Origin of the sequence: Rhodospirillum sp. A1_3_36 (genome assembly GCF_047263945.1) — a bacterium.
GTDB lineage: Bacteria > Pseudomonadota > Alphaproteobacteria > Rhodospirillales > Rhodospirillaceae > Rhodospirillum.
This window is the reverse complement of sequence record NZ_JBLAVB010000002.1, coordinates 98,692-114,944: the sequence shown is the minus strand read 5'-3', so window position 1 is coordinate 114,944 and position 16,253 is coordinate 98,692. Positions and strand designations below refer to the sequence as shown.

Sequence of the window (16,253 nt, the reverse complement as noted above, 5' to 3'; positions counted from 1 at the left end):
CGGAAAGCCGCGATGGACGGGGTGTCCATCGCGGTCCCTGTCCTTACTTGTATTCCACCGGGAAGCCGATGGCGGGCGTCGGCAGCTCCGTACCAAACCAGGTCTTGAAGCTTTCGGCGTAGAAGGGGAACTCCACGCCGGTCATGCCCTCGTGCAGCACCGTGTTGACGAAGTTGAGCCAGCGCTGGTCGCCGGGCTTCACCGCGCAGGAGTAGCTCTGGGGGTTCCAGCCATATCCGGCGTCCTTGTAGCGGCCCGGGTTCTGGACCATGAACCAGCGCAGGGCCGACTGGTCGGTGGCCGCCGCCGCCGCGCGGCCGGAATTGAGGGCCTGATACATCAGATCGACGCTGTCGTACTGGTCCACCTTGGCCTCGGGAAGGGCGGCATGGACCATGTCCTCGGCGTAGACATTCTGGAGAACGGCGACGGTCACGTCATCCCCGGCGGCCTTCAGTGCCTCGTAATCGGCATAGTCCCCATCGGCCATGAGCAGCAGGCCCACCCCTTCGCGGTAATAGGGGATCGTGAACTCCACCTGCTGGGCGCGCTCGGCGGTGACGGTCATGAACTGACAGGTCAGGTCCACCTTATTCGTCGCCAGATTGGGAATGCGCGCGTCGCCGGACTGTTGGACATATTCGATCTTGTCGGGGTCGCCGAACAGCGCTTTGGCGACCAGACGCCCCATGTCGACGTCGAATCCGGTCAGCTTGTTGTCCTTGTCAATGAAATGCCAGGGCGGATTGGTCGACCCGGTACCCAGGATCAGATGGCCGCGGTCCAGCACTTCCTGAAGCTTGTCGACCGGTTCGGCAAGGGCGGTGCCCGATACCGCCGTGCCGATCGCCATCGCGAGAAGGAAGGATTTGAGAGGGGTCATAAGGGTCTCCACTGTGTCAGGGCGTGACCTGGACGGCCATCGCGTGGTCGATGGGAACGCTCAAGAATCCGTTATAACGGACAATAATCCGTTGTTGCGGATTTAGGCTAGGCATCAAGGGGACGATGTGTCAATACTGTTTCATCGGCGGTGTGCCATGGGGCACCCTGCCCGGATCGGATTGCGTTCAACGAGGACCCCAGGAATGGAAACCCCCCGTCTTGTCGTCGACATGGATGTCGTGGATCGAAATATTGCCCGGTTTCAGGCACTTGCCGAAAAGGTCGGTGTGAAGACACGCCCCCACATCAAGACCCATAAGCTGCCATTTCTGGCGCATCGCCAGATCGCGGCCGGAGCCATCGGCATCACCTGCCAGAAAATCGGCGAGGCCGAGGTGATGGCCGACGCGGGGCTCGACGATATTCTCATCACCTACAACATCCTGGGACAGGAGAAGCTGGATCGGCTGGCGGCGCTGGCGCGTCGGATTCGCCTTTCGGTGACCTGCGACAACGCGCCCGTGGCCCAGGCGTTGTCGGAGCGCTTCTCCGGGGAAGACAAGCCGCTTCGCGTGCTCATCGAATGCGACACGGGGGCAGGGCGGTGCGGTGTCCAGTCCCCCGTCGAGGCCCACGACCTCGCCCGGACCATTGCCCATCTCCCGGGCCTGACCCTTGAGGGGCTGATGACCTATCCGCCCATGGCCGCCAGCGCCGACGCGGAGATCTGGCTTGCCCAGGCTCGCAGGCTCCTCACCGAGTCGGGGCTCTCCTGCCCTGTGGTTTCCAACGGCGGTACGCCCAATCTCGGGGATCTCGGCCTCTTCAAGACGGCAACGGAGCACCGGGCGGGAACCTACATCTACAACGACCGCTCGCTGGTCACGGGCGGGCATTGCACCGTCGCCGACTGCGCCGCCGTGGTCCATGCTACGGTCATCTCCCGCCCCACGGACCGGCGCGCCATCATCGACGCGGGGTCCAAGGCCCTAAGTTCCGATTTGTTGGGGCTGAAAGGCTTCGGCCTCATCCGCGAGGCCCCCGATGCCGACATCGTGGGCCTGTCGGAGGAGCACGGCACGATCGACCTGACGAACACGTCCTGGCGGCCCAGAGTCGGCGATATCATCACCATCATTCCCAACCACGTCTGCGTCGTCTCGAACCTTTTCGATGCGATCACCCTGCGTCACCCGGACGGTCGCCTGGAAGAGGTGAGGGTGTCCGCCAGGGGCAAGGTGGCCTGACTTGGACGGATATCAAGGGTGGGGTGAGGCGAGGCGAGCCCACCCCACCCCACCTTCCCACCCCACTTTGGCATAAAACGTGACGCCAGCTGGAAATCTCGATCCAAGAGATCCCCTTTCCACCCTATAGCCCCATCCAGGCCAGAAGGGCTGAGACCGTGGCCACGGATAACACTGTAGACAGCAGCGTGGCCGAGGATGAAGGCAAGATCCAGCGATCATGTTTCATGGCCAGGACGAACACATTGGCGCCCAGGGGCAGGGCCGTCATCAGTAGCAAAACCCGCGCCCAATCCGAATCCATCCCCGGGAAGAGGGGCAGAAGCAGGAAAGCCAGGGCGGGCAGGGCCAAGAGCTTCAGGGCCACGACGACACTGACCTCGCCCAGGGATGCGGTCAGGGGCTTCCCCACCAGGAACAACCCGATGGCGAACAGGGCGCAGGGTCCCGCCGCGCCACCGACGATTTCGCAGAAGGTGATGAGGGGGGCGGGGAGGGGAATGGCCAAGGCGCCGAAGATCAATCCGGCCGCCGGACCGATCACCAGCGGGTTCCGGGACAGGGATTTCAGCACATGCCCGGCGATGATCCACGGACCCTGTCCGCCCCGGGTGGCCCCCTCTACGAGGGCGGAGACACCGCCGACCACGAGGGCACTATTCATTACGGTGGCGATGATGGCGGGAAGGGCCATGTCTTCGCCGAAGGCGGTGATGGTCAGAGGAATGCCCATATAACCCGTATTGCCAAAAATGCTGCCCATCCCCGCAAGGGCTGCTTCGGCCGTCGTCCGTTTGAACAGCAGGCGGGACAGGAGGGCGGCGATCAGGAACAGGGTCAGCATGCTCAACCCGTAGACGGCGATGAAATCCCAGGCAAAGATCCGGTTCAAATCCGTCTGCGCCATGGCCAGGAACAGAAGAGGCGGTAGGGCGATATAGAAGACAAACAGGTTCAGGGCTTCTGCGGCATGCCCTCCCAGCAGCTTGGCTCGTCCGGCCAGATAGCCAGCCAAGATGATGCCGAAGACCGGTAGGGCCACGTTCAAAAGGGCCGTCATCGCCTTATTTCTCCCTCAGATTCCGTCCATCGGCGCTTCCCCGTCAAATCTGGCCCGTCAAATCTGGCCCGTCAAATCCGGTTTCCCGCCGGGCCGTGACGGGGTAGGGTTATTTCCGCTGGATCCGCCATCAGCCGAGGTTCGGTATGGCACGGTGGAGTCCAGTCGCCAAGGCCGCCATGGGACGGCTGTGTTTTCCCATCACCTTCCAACCACCTCCAAGAGGCTTCGATGATCAACCACCATGCCGCCTTGATTTACGCCATGGTCCTGACCTCCGCCGCGGACAAGGACATGTCCGATCATGAATTGCGGGTTATCGGGGACACCGTGCGAACCCTGCCCGTCTTCCGGGACTTTAATATCGAGGATCTGGCCACCGTGGCTGGGGCTTGCGTCGAACTGCTGGAGGACGGCGAGGATGGTCTGGATAAGGCGATCGCGCTGATCAACCAAAGCCTGCCACCCCAGCTCAAGGAAACGGCCTACGCCATTGCCTGCGACGTGGCGGCTGCGGACGGAACCCTTGGACAGGAAGAACTGCGACTGTTGGAGATGATGCGCCATGGTCTCAAGGTCGACCGTTTGACCGCCGCAGCCATCGAGCGCGGCACCCGCGCCCGGTTCGCCACCGCCTGACCGGCTCCCGGTCGTTCTAATGCTGACCGGCTCCCGGTCGTTCTAATGCTGACCGGCTCCCGGTCGGGCTGATGCTGACCGGCTCCCGGTCGGGCTGATGCTGACCGGGGTCCGGTCGGGTTGATATCAATTCATTCTCCGTCGCCCGGAGCAGGAGGTCCCCATGGCCAACCTTGAAACCACGTCTGCTGATCTCTCCAGTTGGACCATTGGGGTGATCGGCCTTGGGCTCATGGGCTTGCCTATGGCTCGGAATCTCATGGCCGCTGGGGCTCGTGTTGTGGTCCATAGTCGCTCCCCGGCGCCGGTGGAGGCCCTGGTGGCCGAGGGTGCGGAGCGGGCCGACGGGCCGGAGGATCTGGCGGCTCGGGTCGATCTGGTGATCCTGATGCTCACCGACACACCCGCAGTGGACTCCGTTGCCGGAGCCCTGATTGGTGCGGCCCGGTCGGGATTGACGGTTGTTGACATGGGGACAACAGCCTTGGCCGCGACTCAAGGCCTCGCGGCCCGGCTTGGGGAGAGGGGGGGGCACTGGGTGGATGCCCCCGTTTCCGGCGGGCAACTGGGCGCGCAGGAGGGGACCCTGTCCATTATGGTCGGAGCGAGCGAGGCGGATTTCGCTCGGCTGTCGCCGCTGTTTCAGGTGCTGGGCCGGAAGATCACCCATGTGGGGGACCTGGGGGCCGGGCAGGTGGCCAAGGCAGCCAATCAAGTGATCGTCGGTTTGACCATTGGCGCAGTGTCCGAGGCCCTGGCTCTGGCGAAGGCCGCAGGTGTCGATCCGGCCAAGGTCCGGGAGGCCCTGATGGGAGGGTTCGCCACCAGTCGAATCCTGGAGCTGCATGGTCAGCGTATGATCGACGGCGCCTTCACCCCTGGAGGGCGGGCAAGCGTCCAGCGCAAGGATCTACAACAAGCCCTGGATTTGGCGGAGCACCTGGGAGTGGATCTGCCCGCCACGGCCCTCAGTCGGGACCTGTACGATCGGATGATCGCTTTGGGATGGGGGGACTTGGACCATAGTGGCCTGTTCAAGGTTTATGAGAATGGCACTGCGGATCCGAAATGATTTGGTCCGGTTCCGGATTGGGCGTTACTCTGAGGTGAGTAAAATTCGTTTGTCGGGGATCGCCGCGGCTGTGGAAGATCCCTGGCTGTCCTTTCGGTGTTGGTCCCTGTTGCTCTCCTTCCCCCCTCCCAATGGATCACCCCATGTCTGAACAAACGACCGAATCCCCCGTGATCCGGGCGATTCCCGGAGTCTTCGTCCTGCTGTGGAGCACGGGGTTTATTGGTGCCCGGTTGGTCATGCCCCATTCCGAACCCTTTACATTTCTCGGCCTGCGGTTTGGAATGACGGTCGTTCTGCTGGTGCCGATCGCCTTGATTCTGAAAGCGAAATGGCCCCGGGATCTCCGCATGATCGGTCACATCGCCTTTGCCGGTGTGCTGGTCCATGCGGCCTATCTGGGGGGCGTCTTTTCCGCCATTAAACTGGGGATGCCTGCGGGGTTGACGGCGCTGATCGCCGGGTTGCAGCCGATTCTGACCGCTGCCCTGGCCATTCCCGTCTTGGGCGAGCGGGTCTCGCCCCGCCAATGGTTGGGGTTCGTTTTGGGCTTTGTGGGCGTGGTGACGGTGCTTGCTGACAAATTGGCTCCCCAGGCCGATACCCTGTTCCAGGGGTTTGGGTTGGGGGCCGTGGCCTGTGCGGGGGTCGCTGTTCTGGCCATCACTATTTCGACACTCTATCAAAAACGCTATTGCCAGGGGGTGGACCTCACCTCGGCTTCGGCCATTCAATTCGCGGCGGCGACTCTTGCCACTTTGCCCTTCGCCCTGGTTCTGGAAACCAGAGAGATCGAGTGGACGGGCGCCTTCATTACCGGGCTGCTCTGGTTGGTGGTGGTGCTGTCGGTGGGGGCGGTGACCCTGCTGATGATCCTGATTCGACGGGGCGCGGCAGGGCGGGTGGCGAGTCTGTTCTACCTTGTGCCTCCCGTGACAGCCCTGGTGGCCTGGTTGATGTTCGACGAGCGCCTTGGGCCCCTGGCTCTGCTGGGCATGGGCATTGCGGTCAGCGGCGTTGCCTTGGTGGTTCTGCCAAACCGGGCACGGTAAGGAAAAACCGCGTTTTTTTCGTTTCGCCCCCATTGCGGGGAGGCCTCGAACGGCGCTACTGTAAAAGGGACTTCCGGTTTCCCCCACTGGAGCATAGTCAGACTTACACTCCCAGTGTTTTGGCCCAGTGTTTCAGCCCATTTTCTCAGCCCAGTGTTTCAGGCAGGTGTGTGGACTGGATCAGGTCGCGAGCGGTTTCGCTTCCGGGCCGAATTGGGGTTCCTTCACGCCGGGTGGCTCGATCCGCCCGGTGTTCGCGATCCGACGACAGGAGGTCGCGGGTGAGCAAGACGCGGATGAACACGGCAATGACAAGGCGCGCCCTGTTGGCGCGTCTGAGCGGATGGAGTGCGGTCGCGCTCGCCGCAGGGGCGGCTTGGACGGGGGGGCAGGGATTCACTCCGGCCCGTGCCCAGGAGCTGAATTTCCTTCGTATCGGGACCGGACGCACCAGTGGAGCCTATTTCCCCGTTGGCGGCCTGATTGGGACGCTGGTGTCCAACCCACCGGGGTCGCGGCCCTGTGATCGGGGCGGATCTTGCGGCGTACCTGGCGTTATCGCCGTGGCCCAGTCCACGGGCGGGTCGGTGGACAATCTCGCTGGTCTCGGCTCCGGTCAGTTGGACTTGGCGATTTGTCAGGCGGACGTGGCCTATGGCGCCTATCGAGGCGTGGCCGAAGGGGAAGGGGTCGGTGTTCCCGCCTTCGACGGCCTGCGGGCGATTGGAACCCTCTATCGGGAATCCCTGCATTTGGTTGCGCGGGCGGATTCCGGGATTACCGGATTACAGAACATTGCGGGCAAGCGCGTGTCCTTGGGCGATGTCGGCTCGGGAACCCTGGTCAGTACCCGTTTGTTGCTCGAAACCATGGGTTTGGGGGAAGCGGGAGTCCAGGCCAATTATGATCAGCCGAACATTGCCGCCGACAAGGTTGCCAGGGGAGAGTTGGACGCTTTCTTCTTTTTTGGAGGAGCACCGGTCGCTTTGGTCTCCGAACTGCGCCAGCGGGTGGATGTGTCTGTTCTTCCCGTGGAGGGGGAGGGGGTGGAGCGCTTGGCGCAGTCTTCTCCTTACCTGACCATCGGCTTGATCGAGACTGGACTCTACGACAACCCGCTCCCCATTCCGACCCTGCAGGTCGGTGCGGTTCTGGTGACCACCCTGAAGATGGACGACGCCTTGGTGAAGGCTCTGACGGCGGCCCTTTGGGCTCCGCAGAACCGAATCCTGTTCGAACAGGGGCCGCCCCAGACCCGGCTTGCGAACGCCTTGGCCGCGACCCAGGGGCATGCGGTGCCCTTGCATCCGGGCGCCCTGAGGTATTATCGCTCCGTTGGGATCCTGGGTCGTTCCGGCCCCATGACGCCTTAGAGTCGCTATAATGAGAGTGAAACTGGGCCCGCTTGACTCAAGCTGATCCCGTCTCACTCTCGTATGGTATCCTGACGTGACGCCTTGAGTGGATTTTTCTGAGCCCTTCTCTCCCGCCCTGGCCTCTGGGGTTGGGGAGCTTCCTTTGTTCTTCCGGGAGCGATGTCTTTGACCGACCAGACTCAATTCGACCTTCCCCTGGTATCCCAAGCCATGGGCCAATCCAATGGGACGCCGATTCCCCTCCATGCCGTCACCAAACAAGGGAGTCTCGGTTGGCGAGGGGGGCTCGATCCTGCGGGGCGGCGCTGGCTGGATGCCCTGGGGTTTGACGGAAGTGCGGGCAAGGCGGTGGCCCTGCCCGGGCCTGACGGCACCGTCGCCCTGGCTGTGGTCGGTTTGGGCGATGGAGACGATCCCCTGTGCTTTGCCACTGCCGCCGAAAGCCTGCCCGTTGGGGAATACGCCCTGGTGCCCTCCGACCCGATTGAGGGGTGGGAGACGGATATCGCCCTGGCCTGGGCCCTGTCCGCCTATGCTTTTACCCGCTATCGCAAGGCGCCGGAATCGCCCAAGGCCAAGGCTTTGCTGATCTGGCCCGAGGGGGCGGACGAGGCCTATGTGCGCCGTCTGGTGGAGGCCACGTTCCTGATCCGCGATCTGGTGAATACCCCGGCTGAAGACATGGGACCGGCGGAGCTGGCCAATGTCGCCAACGGTCTTGCTCTGCGCCATGGGGCCGGGCTGGAGGTGATCGTGGGGGAAGGGTTGTTACGGGCCAATTATCCGCTCATTCATGCCGTGGGGCGGGCCAGCAATCGAGAACCTCGGCTGATTGACATGACCTGGGGGGATCCCCGCCACCCCATGGTGACCCTGGTCGGGAAGGGGGTTTGTTTCGATTCCGGCGGGTTGGATATCAAGCCCAGCGCGGGTATGCGTTTGATGAAAAAGGATATGGGCGGTGCAGCCCATGTCCTGGGGCTTGCCTCCATGGTCATGGATCAGGGCTTGCCGGTGCGGCTTCGGGTTCTGATTCCTGCGGTGGATAACGCGATCGATGGCTCCGCCTTCCGGCCGGGGGATGTGTTGCGCTCGCGGAAAGGGGTGAGCGTGGAAATCGGCAATACGGATGCGGAGGGGCGTCTGGTCCTGGCCGATGCCTTGACCGAGGCCTGTGCGGAGTCGCCCCAGTTGCTCATCGATTGTGCCACCTTGACCGGTGCGGCTCGGGTTGCCCTGGGTCCGGACATTCCGGCTCTCTTCACCGACGATGACGGCTTGGCCGACCGATTGGCCGCCCAGTCCAAGCGGACACGGGATCCCCTTTGGCGTTTGCCCCTTTGGCCCGCCTACCGGCGGATGATCGATAGCAAGGTTGCCGATATCAATAATGCGGGAGATAGCCCCTTCGCCGGATCCATCACCGCAGCCCTGTTTTTGAAAGATTTCATTTCGCCTGAGGTGTCTTGGGCGCATCTTGATCTGTATGCTTGGCGACCGAGCCCTCGACCCGGTCAAAGCGAAGGCGGGGCAGCCCAGACCCTGCGGGCGCTCCACGGGCTTCTTGTCGAGAAATTTGGAACGGATCGAGAATAAATGGGTGGTATTCGGCTAGGTCTTTTGTCCCTGGTGAGGGAGATAGACCAATTGGTGCGTTTTGCCTTGGCCTCGAGTCTGGGTCAAGCGTATAACCAGAACGGTCAATTCGCTTGCTCGTTCCGAAAAACCCCGTTATGCTCATTTCGTCATCAAAATAAAAAGACGGAACCCAACCCATGCCTGTGACTATGACACCCGTGGAAGCTCTCGACCTATGGCGGGGATCCATTGTTGAGAGTGTGCGCCGTGATGCCCCGGACTTGTCAGCGCGTCAGATGGCGTTGCTGCTCACTGTATATATGACCCAGCCACCCCATACGGTGCGCGGCCTTGCGGGTTTGCTCAACGTTTCCAAACCGGCGATCACTCGGGCGGTGGATCGGCTGAGCGAATATGGGTTGGTCAAACGCAAAACAGATGAAACCGACCGCCGCAGCGTGCTGATTCAGCGCACGGTGAAGGGGAGCGTTTTCCTTCGGGAATTCGGCGATATCATCGTCTCTTCTGGGCGCAACACCAAGGGCGACTAGATCGGGTTCATCCTTGCCGTGCACGCGAGATGGTGCGCTGGGGGCTTCGCCCCAGCCGTGGCCAACGCATAAAGACGCTCTCGTTTTTTGGGCGATTGCCCAAGCCCATTTGGGGGCCAATGCCCCCAAACCCCCATTTTTCTTTTATAAATAAGAGCCCGGGGTCTGGGCCTTTCGGTCCCCCTGTCGTGTGCTGTGTAAAGACGATGGCTGTAGATCCCCCTGGACCTATCTCCCTTTCAGGTTCCTTGTGGCCGATTGGGTGCCGCCTGCATATGTGGGCGCCCTATTCCGATAGCGGATCGGACTCCGGCTTCTTCTTCCCATTCAGAATTAAAAAATTCTCTCAAATATCTGATTCAGTGAAAGAAAATTCGTATTGAGTTTCCGGTCTGCCTCGGCCCAATTCTCGTGCCTTCTGTTCACGACATCGTCCCAACCGGGTAGGTCTGCGCCCGACTGGGCGCGGCGCGTTCGTCCACGCAAGGGGGTGTGAGGCCGACGTCATTGGCGATGGATCACCAATTGGGGAGCAGTGGAAAGCGCGGAGCCTTTGTGAATCGGTCCGGTCAATCCGTTTGGGCGGCCACGGAGCGGACCAATTCTGTCAAAGTCACGCCGATCTTGTCCCCATCGGTGATGATCACCTCACCCCGGGCGATAAGGATGTCGTTGGCGTAGATTTCCACGGGTTCGCTGATTTTCTGTTCCAACTCCACCACGGCGCCACGGCCCAGTTTGAGGAGCTGGTTGACCCGCAAGACGGCTTTTCCCAGCACCACGGAAATTTCCACCGGTACGGTATAGACGGCTTGTTTGGAGATGCGTTTTCCGTCCTGGTCGTCGGCCATAGGGCTTTCTTTCGGAGACTCGCGTTTGGGTGACTCTGGCGCTGTCCGGTCTTCCCATCGAACGACCAGACAAAGCCGTCATAGCATCAAGGTGTTAATTTTTCACCACACCAGTTTCGTCGGCCTTCAAATCAAGGGCGGCAGAGAGGAGCGCTTGGGTATAGGGCGCTTGGGGCGCGGTGAAGACCGCTTCCGCCGGGCCGCTTTCCACCACCTTGCCATTCTTCATGACCAGGATTTGGGTGGCCAATGCCCGCACCACCCGTAAGTCATGGCTGATGAAGAGATAGGCCAGTCCATGGCGAAGCTGTAAATCCCGCAGCAAGTCCACGATTTGCGCCTGGACCGTGACGTCCAGGGCACTGGTGGGTTCGTCGAGCACGATCACTTCGGGTTTTAGCACCAAGGCGCGGGCGATAGCCACCCTTTGGCGCTGCCCACCGGAGAACTCATGGGGATAGCGGTCCTGGGTTTCGGGATCCAGGCCCACCTCCTCCAGCGCCCGGGAGACCAGGGTGCGGCGTTCCGCCCGGTCTTTCGCGATACCATGGACCTCCAAACCCTCGCCGACGATCTCGCCGATGGACAGGCGGGGGGAAAGAGAGCCGTAGGGATCCTGGAACACCACCTGTATGCGGCGCCTCAGGGGGCGAGTCGCGGAGGATGGCAGGCCGTCGATGCGCTGGCCGTCAAACAGGATCGGTCCTTCCGACCCGGTCAGGCGTAGCAAGCCAAGGCCGAGGGTGGTCTTGCCACTGCCGCTTTCACCGACGACGCCAAGGGTTTCTCCGGCCCTGAGGGAAAGCGTCACCCCGTCGACGGCCTTCACATGGTCCACGGTGCGCTTGAACAGGCCCTTTTTGATGGGAAACCAGATCCGGATGTCTTCGCAGGACAGGATCTCCCGGGCATCGGCTGGAACCGGGGCCGCCCGTCCCCTCGGCTGACTGCCCAGCAGCTTTTTCGTATAGGCGTGCTGGGGATCGGTGAAGAGGGCGGCGGTTTCATTGGTCTCGACCACCAGGCCGTTTTGCATGACGGCAACCCGGTCTGCAATGCGGCGGACCACGGACAGGTCATGGGTGATGAACAGGACGGCCATGCCGAATCGCTTTTGCAGGTCGCCGAGCAGGGCCAGAATCTGGGCCTGAATGGTCACATCCAGGGCCGTCGTCGGTTCGTCGGCGATCAGCAGATCGGGTTCGTTGGCCAAGGCCATGGCGATCATGACCCGCTGGCGTTGGCCGCCGGATAGCTCGTGGGGGAGGGCCGCCAATCGTTTGTCCGGGTCGGGAAGACCGACCAGCGAGAGCAGCTCAACCACCCGTGCCCGGCGGGCCTTGCCGTCCAGGCCCTTGTGCAGGGTCAGGATCTCGCCCACCTGCCGCTCGATGGAATGGAGTGGGTTGAGGGAGGTCATGGGCTCCTGAAAGATCATGGCCACCCGGTCGCCCCTCACCTGCCGCAACCGCCGGGGGGGGGCGGTCAGCAGATTCTCTCCCTCCAGGCGGATGGCGCCGCTGGGATGGCTGGCCACGGTCTCGGGCAGCAGGCGGAGTATGGAGAGCGCGGTTACAGACTTGCCCGAGCCGCTCTCGCCCACCAGGGCCAGGGTTTCTCCCCGGTTGATGGTCAGGGAGACGCCGCGCACGGCGTCCACTGCGCCCGGTCCCGTGCCAAAGCGGACGGAGAGACGCTCGATGGAGAGCAGGGGGGCGTCGGAGGGTGTGTCTGTCATCGGGCGCCTCCCTTGCGCGGGTCGAAGGCGTCTCGCACGGCCTCGCCGATGAAGACCAGCAGGGTCAACATGGTGGCGAGCACCAGAAAGCCGGTGATCCCCAACCAGGGCGCCTGGAGGTTCTCCTTACCCAGACGCAGGAGTTCCCCGAGGGACGCGGTCCCCGGCGGCATGCCCAGGCCCAGGAAGTCAAGGGAGGTCAAGGCGGTGACCGAGCCGGACAGGATGAAGGGCGCGAAGGTCAGGGTGGCCACCATGGCGTTGGGCAGGACATGTTTGACCATGACCTTGGCGTCGGACATGCCCAGCGCTTTGGCTGCCCGGACATAGTCGAAGTTTCGGGCCCGCAGGAACTCGGCCCGCACCACGCCGACCAGGGAGGTCCAGGAAAAAAGCAACAGGATCAACAGCAGGGTCCAGAATCCGGGTTGGATGACGCTGGCAACGATGATCAGCACGAAAAGCTGGGGCAGGCCCCCCCAGATCTCGAGGAAGCGTTGGGCGAACAGGTCGAGCAACCCGCCGAAATAGCCTTGCACGGCTCCCGCAGCGACACCGACCACCGAGGAAAATACCGTCAGCATCAGCCCAAAAAGCACCGAAAGCCGGAAGCCGTAGAGGGTCCGGGCCAGGACGTCCCGCCCCTGGTCGTCGGTGCCCAAGGGGTTCACCCAGGTGGGGGCCGAGGGGGCCGGTTCTTCCAGGTTCTTGTTCACCGTGTCGTAGGAAAAGCGCACCGGCGGCCAGAGGATCCACCCCTTTTCTTCGATGGCCTCGGAGACGAAGGGATCCCGGTAGTCTGCGGCTGTGGGGAAGAATCCACCGAAGGTGGTTTCCGGATAATCCTTCACCACGGGAAAATAGAGGCCGCCGTCGTAGGAGACCAGAAGGGGGCGGTCGTTGCAGATCAACTCGGCCACCAGACTGAGCCCGAAGAGGACAAGGAAAATCCACAGGGACCAGAAGCCCCGTCGGTTGGCGCGGAATCCGGCCAGACGGCGTTGGTTCAGGGGAGACAGGGGAAAGCGGCGCGCCATGGGTTCAGGTCTCCCGCTTGTCGAAGTCGATCCGCGGATCGATCAACGTATAGGTGACGTCACTGATCAGCGTCAGCAACAGGCCGATCAGGCCGAAGACGTAGAGGGTGCCAAACATCATCGGATAATCCCGCCGCAGGGTGCTTTCGAAGCCGAGAAGACCCAGGCCGTCCAAGCTGAAAATCACCTCGATCAGCACGGAGCCGGTGAACAGCATGGAGACCAGTGCCGCAGGAAATCCGGCGACCACCAGCAGCATGGCATTGCGGAAGACATGGCCGTAGAGGACCCGGCCTTCCGTCAGGCCCTTGGCTCGTGCCGTGACCACATATTGCTTGTTGATCTCTTCAAGGAAGCTGTTCTTGGTCAGCATGGTCAGGCTGGCGAACCCGCCGATGACCAGGGTGGTGACCGGCAAGGTCATATGCCAGATGTAATCGAGGATCCGGTCAGGCCAGGACAGGCTTGACCAATTGGCCGAGACAATGCCCTGGAGGGGGAACCAATCCAGGTAACGTCCTCCGGCGAAAACGACGATCAACAGAATTGCGAAGAGAAATCCGGGCACGGCATAGCCGATGATGATCGCCCAACTGGTCGCGACGTCAAAGCGGGAGCCATCCCGCACCGCTTTGCCCACGCCCAATGGAATCGAGATCAGGTAGATGATCAAGGTACTCCAGACCCCAAGGGAAATGGAGACAGGCATTTTTTCCAGGATGACATCCACCACGGGACGGCCGCGGAAAAAGGACTCTCCCAGGTCAAAGGTCGCGTATTTCTTCATCATCAACCAGAAGCGCTCATAGGCGGGCTTGTCGAAGTTGAACTGCTTCTCCAGGCTGGCGATGTAGTCCGGGTCCAAGCCCCGGGCGCCCCGATAGGTGGACCCCGAGTCGGTCGGATTGGCGCGATTTCCCGCCCCCAAGGTCTCGCCTTGGCCACTCCCGGATATCCGGGAGGTGGCGGAGGATCCAATCCCTTGGAGATCGCCCAAGAGTTGCTCAATCGGTCCCCCCGGTGCGATCTGCACAATGATGAAATTCAGCAGAATTATGCCGAAGAGGGTGACGGGGATCAGCAGCAGTCGGCGGAGAATATAGGCGCCCATGGGGTCGGCTCCCTTTCCGGTGCGGCGGTCTTCAGAGCAGAATGAAGAAAACAGGGCACCGGTTTTCCGTCCTCATTCCGCTCTAACTATATGATCTAGATCACGTTTATGAAATCAGGTCGGACAGACCTGATTTCATCGTGATCTAGCGCGCCGACCGGCCCGTGAGGGACGCAGCTTTTTCCGGATCGATCCACCAGGTCATGAGCTGCACCCCCTTGCTCGGAGTGGGCGGGTGACCGAAAATGTCCCAGTGGGCGATGAAATCGGCACCGAAGTAGAATTGGGGGATCACAAGGAAAGACCACTGCAGGATCCGGTCCAGGGCATGGACCCGGGTGACAAGATCCTCGCGGCTGGGCGAGGCGATGAGTTGGTCGATCACCTTGTCCAGTGCCGGATTCTTGATGCCCGCCAGATTCCGGCTACCCGGGGTATCTGCGGCTGCGGAAGACCAGAAATCCCGCTGTTCATTGCCCGGACTTTCCGTTTGGCCCCAGCTTCCAACGATCATGTCGTAGTCGAATTGGGTCAGTCGGTTGATATATTGGGCGGTGTCCACGGTGCGGATCGATACGTCGATTCCCAGGCGTTCCAGATTCTTGGCCATGGGGAGGATGATTTTTTCAAATTCGGGCTGCACCAAGAGTATTTCGAAGGAAAAGGGTTTTCCCTCGCCATTGACGAGTTTGCCATCCTTGACGCTCCAGCCCGCTTCGCGGAGCAGGTCCAGGGCCTTTTTCAGGTTGGCCCGCAGCCCACCGGGGGGGGCGGTGGAGGGTGGATTGTACTCTTCGGTGAAAACCCGCTTCGGAATGTCGTCGCGCAAAGGCTCCAGAATTGCCAGTTCCGCCTCCGAAGGCAGGCCCGTCGCCGCGAGGTCCGAATTGTCGAAGTAACTGCGATGGTGTTTTAGTTCGCCGGACGAGAGGGTTTGATTGGTCCATTCGAAGTCAAAAGCGTTTGCCAGTGCCTCGCGCACCTTGGGGTCTGCGAAGAGCGGATTACGCATATTGTAGACAAATCCCTGCATGCCCTCGACACGGTGGTGGTCCAGGGTTTCCTTGATGACGCGTCCATCCTCGGCGGCGGGAAAGTCATATTTGGTTGCCCAGGCCTTGGCCGACATTTCCTGGCGGAAGTCGATGGCTCCGGCCTTGAAGGCTTCGAACATCACCGTGGAATCCCGGTAATAGTCATATCGAATGGTATCGAAATTGTTTTTGCCCCGGTTCACCGGCAGGTCCTTGGCCCAGTAGTCGTCCCGCCGTTCGAGGGTGATGTACCGTCCCGGCTCGAAATCCTTCACGGCATAGGGGCCACTGGTCACAGGGATGTCCAGGGTGACCGCCGTGAAATCCCGATCCTTCCAATAGTGTTTGGGCAGAATGGGGAGTTCGCTGACGATGAGCGGCAATTCCCGGTTTTCGCCCTCCTCGAAATCGAAACGAACGGTTCTCTCGTCCTCCACTTCCACGTTCGTTACGCTGGAGTAGTAGGCGTTGTAGAGAGGGAGCCCCTTGGTGCGCAGGGTCTCCATGCTGAAGGCCACGTCTTCTGCGGTGATGGGCTCACCGTCGCTCCATTTGGCTTCGGGGCGGAGGGTGAAGCGGACCCAGGATCGATCCTTGGGCACTTCCACGCTTTCCGCGATCAGACCATATTTGGTGAAAGCCTCATCCGCCGAGGACACCATGAGGGTGTCGTAGGTCAGGCCGAGCCCGGCGGCGCTGTCCCCTTTGATGACATAGGGGTTCAGGCTGTCGAAGCCGCCGATGGTTGCCAGCCGGATGTCTCCCCCTTTGGGGGCGTCTGGGTTCACATAGTCGAAATGGGTGAAGTCCGCCGGATATTTGGGCGTTCCGTACATGGCCAAGCCGTGGGCCGGAGCCGGAGTGTCCTCGGCCCGGCCAAGGTTCGGAAGGGCGAAGCTGGCGGACAGGACAGCGGCGGACAGAGCGGCGGCGGTCAGGGCGGCGACTGGTCGCATCGAAAGCTCCTGGACGGGTGCGGAAGGAACAGCACGGTGTGGAGGACCTGTGGGCTTGCTTTTGAT

14 protein-coding genes are annotated in these 16,253 nt (G+C 61.7%); 7 read left to right on the top strand and 7 right to left on the bottom strand.

What is annotated here, in order from left to right:
- Nucleotides 1-43: 43 nt before the first annotated feature.
- Entirely contained in the window at nucleotides 44-883 is an 840-nt protein-coding gene (locus tag ACLIRY_RS05130; protein WP_413204287.1) for a transporter substrate-binding domain-containing protein, read from the bottom strand.
- 205 nt (nucleotides 884-1,088) lie between these two features.
- On the opposite strand from ACLIRY_RS05130, the gene ACLIRY_RS05125 reads away from it, so the two are divergent.
- Nucleotides 1,089-2,132 carry a D-TA family PLP-dependent enzyme gene (locus ACLIRY_RS05125; protein ID WP_413204286.1) on the top strand — a complete coding sequence of 348 codons (1,044 nt, stop codon included), beginning with the start codon at nucleotides 1,089-1,091 and terminating at the stop codon, nucleotides 2,130-2,132.
- 124 nt (nucleotides 2,133-2,256) lie between these two features.
- Here the strand turns inward: ACLIRY_RS05125 and ACLIRY_RS05120 are convergent, their stop codons facing one another.
- The gene (locus ACLIRY_RS05120) at nucleotides 2,257-3,192 is read right to left on the bottom strand and encodes an AEC family transporter (protein WP_413204285.1); all 936 of its coding nucleotides are present in this window, start codon (nucleotides 3,190-3,192) and stop codon (nucleotides 2,257-2,259) included.
- Between the two features lie 231 nt (nucleotides 3,193-3,423).
- Between ACLIRY_RS05120 and ACLIRY_RS05115 the strand changes: the two genes are divergently transcribed.
- The 6 genes from ACLIRY_RS05115 to ACLIRY_RS05090 all read left to right on the top strand — a co-directional run bounded on the left by ACLIRY_RS05115 (nucleotide 3,424) and on the right by ACLIRY_RS05090 (nucleotide 9,460).
- On the top strand, nucleotides 3,424-3,831 hold the full coding sequence (locus ACLIRY_RS05115; RefSeq protein ID WP_413204284.1) for a tellurite resistance TerB family protein: 408 nt from the start codon (nucleotides 3,424-3,426) through the stop codon (nucleotides 3,829-3,831).
- Between the two features lie 163 nt (nucleotides 3,832-3,994).
- Nucleotides 3,995-4,903, top strand: a complete 909-nt coding sequence (locus ACLIRY_RS05110) for an NAD(P)-dependent oxidoreductase (protein ID WP_413204283.1) — start codon at nucleotides 3,995-3,997, stop codon at nucleotides 4,901-4,903.
- A 143-nt stretch (nucleotides 4,904-5,046) separates the two neighbouring features.
- Entirely contained in the window at nucleotides 5,047-5,955 is a 909-nt protein-coding gene (locus ACLIRY_RS05105; protein ID WP_413204282.1) for a DMT family transporter, read from the top strand.
- A gap of 281 nt (nucleotides 5,956-6,236) precedes the next feature.
- Nucleotides 6,237-7,328, top strand: a complete 1,092-nt coding sequence (locus ACLIRY_RS05100; protein WP_413204281.1) for a TAXI family TRAP transporter solute-binding subunit — start codon at nucleotides 6,237-6,239, stop codon at nucleotides 7,326-7,328.
- A 168-nt stretch (nucleotides 7,329-7,496) separates the two neighbouring features.
- On the top strand, nucleotides 7,497-8,927 hold the full coding sequence (locus ACLIRY_RS05095; RefSeq protein ID WP_413204280.1) for a leucyl aminopeptidase family protein: 1,431 nt from the start codon (nucleotides 7,497-7,499) through the stop codon (nucleotides 8,925-8,927).
- 179 nt (nucleotides 8,928-9,106) lie between these two features.
- Nucleotides 9,107-9,460 carry a MarR family transcriptional regulator gene (locus ACLIRY_RS05090; RefSeq protein WP_413204279.1) on the top strand — a complete coding sequence of 118 codons (354 nt, stop codon included), beginning with the start codon at nucleotides 9,107-9,109 and terminating at the stop codon, nucleotides 9,458-9,460.
- Nucleotides 9,461-10,029: 569 nt separating this feature from the next.
- Here ACLIRY_RS05090 and ACLIRY_RS05085 read toward each other — a convergent pair.
- The 5 genes from ACLIRY_RS05085 to ACLIRY_RS05065 form a co-directional block, all read right to left on the bottom strand.
- Complete coding sequence (locus tag ACLIRY_RS05085) at nucleotides 10,030-10,311, bottom strand: FliM/FliN family flagellar motor switch protein (RefSeq protein ID WP_413204278.1); 282 nt, start codon at nucleotides 10,309-10,311, stop codon at nucleotides 10,030-10,032.
- Nucleotides 10,312-10,405: 94 nt separating this feature from the next.
- Nucleotides 10,406-12,049 (bottom strand): ABC transporter ATP-binding protein, encoded by a 1,644-nt coding sequence (locus ACLIRY_RS05080; RefSeq protein ID WP_413204277.1) that lies wholly within the window; start codon nucleotides 12,047-12,049, stop codon nucleotides 10,406-10,408.
- Complete coding sequence (locus tag ACLIRY_RS05075; RefSeq protein WP_413204276.1) at nucleotides 12,046-13,086, bottom strand: ABC transporter permease; 1,041 nt, start codon at nucleotides 13,084-13,086, stop codon at nucleotides 12,046-12,048. The genes ACLIRY_RS05080 and ACLIRY_RS05075 overlap by 4 nt, the downstream gene beginning before the upstream one ends.
- A gap of 4 nt (nucleotides 13,087-13,090) precedes the next feature.
- On the bottom strand, nucleotides 13,091-14,197 hold the full coding sequence (locus ACLIRY_RS05070; RefSeq protein ID WP_413204275.1) for a microcin C ABC transporter permease YejB: 1,107 nt from the start codon (nucleotides 14,195-14,197) through the stop codon (nucleotides 13,091-13,093).
- A gap of 145 nt (nucleotides 14,198-14,342) precedes the next feature.
- Nucleotides 14,343-16,187, bottom strand: coding sequence for an extracellular solute-binding protein (locus tag ACLIRY_RS05065; protein WP_413204274.1), 1,845 nt, complete (start codon nucleotides 16,185-16,187; stop codon nucleotides 14,343-14,345).
- Between the last annotated feature and the right edge of the window lie 66 nt (nucleotides 16,188-16,253).